This is a genomic window from Nocardioides sp. IC4_145, assembly GCF_011250565.1.
Lineage (GTDB): Bacteria > Actinomycetota > Actinomycetes > Propionibacteriales > Nocardioidaceae > Nocardioides.
In genome coordinates this window covers 1-1998 of the sequence record NZ_JAANMS010000086.1, presented here as the reverse complement: position 1 = coordinate 1998, position 1998 = coordinate 1, and the positions used below count along the sequence as shown (strand labels likewise).

General features: G+C 74.8%; 2 protein-coding genes. Both read right to left on the bottom strand.

Annotated features, from left to right (window positions below; translation table 11 throughout):
- The coding region (locus G6553_RS20535) for a hypothetical protein (RefSeq protein WP_207620088.1) at positions 1 to 733 on the bottom strand (733 nt) is incomplete at its 3' end.
- A gap of 82 nt (positions 734 to 815) precedes the next feature.
- Positions 816 to 1998, bottom strand: a 1183-nt coding sequence (locus G6553_RS20530; RefSeq protein ID WP_207620087.1) for an Ig-like domain-containing protein, incomplete at its 5' end; no start/stop codon positions are given.

Below are 1998 nucleotides of genomic sequence, written 5' to 3'. Positions count from 1 at the left end.
CGTGCGGGGCCGGCGCCGGCACGTCGGGGGCAGGCGCGGGCGGCGGCTCAGGAGCCGCGGTGGGAGCACTGACCTCGACGACGTACCGGGCCGGGCTGCCGACGCGGACGCCGGTCCCGGCGTGGAGCTCGGGCACGACGGTCAGGTCGTAGCGCCCCGGCTCCTCGAAGACCCAGGCCTGCCACCCGCTCGTGGCCGCGGGGAGGCGGAGCTCGTCCGGCACTGAGTCGCGGGTGTCCGCGAGGACCGTCGGCTCTGCAGGGACGGACCGGTCGAGCACGACGACGCCGCCGGGGCCGGAGACCGTCAGGTCGAGCGACACCTCCGCCGCCGTAGTGCCGACGGCAGGTCCCGGGAGCCGGAGCGTGCTCCAGCCGAGGGTGGGCAACCCGGGGGTCAGCACCTCCGGGACGACGAAGACCTCGTCGTCAGCGGGCGTCACCGAGCCCGTGCCGTAGCCCGGCACGTCTGATCCAGCGGTCCGTGCGAGGTCCCCGTCGACGAGCACGGGCTCGGCGTCGGGTGCCTGGACGCGGTCGCCGGCCGAGAGCCACAGCTGGGGCAGTCCGGCCCCGTCGAGCGACACGTCGAGGAGCGTGACGGCGCCGTCGTCGACCGCGGTCGTCTGCCCCGGGGCTGCGGTCGCCGGCGTCTGGAGCGCCAGGCCGGCGAGCAGGAGGACGGCGGAGGCGGCGGAGCCGCGGCGGATGGGCGTGGGCAGTCGTTCGAGCACCGGACGGGATCCCTCTGGATGGGTGGTGACGGAAGTGGGAGGTGGTGGGTCGCCGCCCGGGAGCGGCGACCCACCACGGTGATCAGCGCCGGACGCGCAGCACCGCGCGGGCCGTGTCGGCCGCGTGCAGCCGGTCGCCCTGGTAGCGCACGACCAGGCGGTGCTTGCCCACGCTCAGGCGCGGCAGCCTGACCACGGCGCGGCCGGCCCGATCGAGACGGACCTTGACGAGCCGGCGGGCACCGTCGCGGATGACCACCACGCCCCGGGGGTCCGCTGCTGACGCGACGGTGATCGCGACCCGCGCCCGCTGGGCGGGTCGGACGACCTTGGCCACGACTGCCTTGACCCGGGAGACGGCTCGCTCGACCTTGAGCACCGTGGCCGGGGAGGACGACGCCGCGTGGGCCTGGTCGTCGGCGGGCCGGAAGTGCGCGACCACGCGGTGCCTGCCGGGGGTGAGCTTCTTCGGCAGGCGCACGGTCGCGGCGCCTGCCTCGTCGACCGCGACGTCGCGCGCGACGGTCCGGCCGCCGACGGTGACGTCGACCGAGCCCTCGGGGGTGGCGCCGTCGGCGTCGACCTCCACCTGGAGCGCGGCACGCTTCGCGGCGTACCGCACGGTCGAGGGCTGGAGCCGAGCCGCGATGGTCGTCGCGCCCGGGCCCGCGTCAGCGACCTGGAGCGGGACCGGGGCGGACTCGGCGATGACGGCGTGGGCGTCGTCGAACAGGCGCACGAGCACGCTCGCGCCGTCCAGGTCTGCGGTGATCGGCAGCGTCGCGTCCGCAGCGTCCGATCCCGGGATGTAGGTGTAGAACTCCTCACCCGTCTTGCGGACGTACCAGTGGAAGTGCGTCTCGTCGGTCTGCGGTTGCTGGGTTGAGGAGAGGCGCGCGACGTCACCGGCCCGGTACGCCGGCCGGTCGGTCGCCGCGGTGATCGTTGTGACCGCAGGCAGGGTCGAGACCTCGAGCGTCACCGGGGCGGACGAGGCGACCACCTGGTGGTCCTCGTCGTACAGGCTCGCGTACACCTGGGCGCCGTTCCACGACATCGAGGTGGGCAGCTTCAGCTCAGCGGTGGCGGAGCGGTCGCTGATCGTGAACTCGCTCGCCCCGGCCGGCTTGACGAACCAGTGCCAGTGGTCGAGGTCGGTCGCCGCCGTCGGCGCCGCCGTCAGCGTGATGCCCTGGCCGTAGAGGTAGCGCGCTCCCTCTCGGTTCGGCGTCACAGTCACCCCGAGCTCCGTCGGCGGGGTGGTG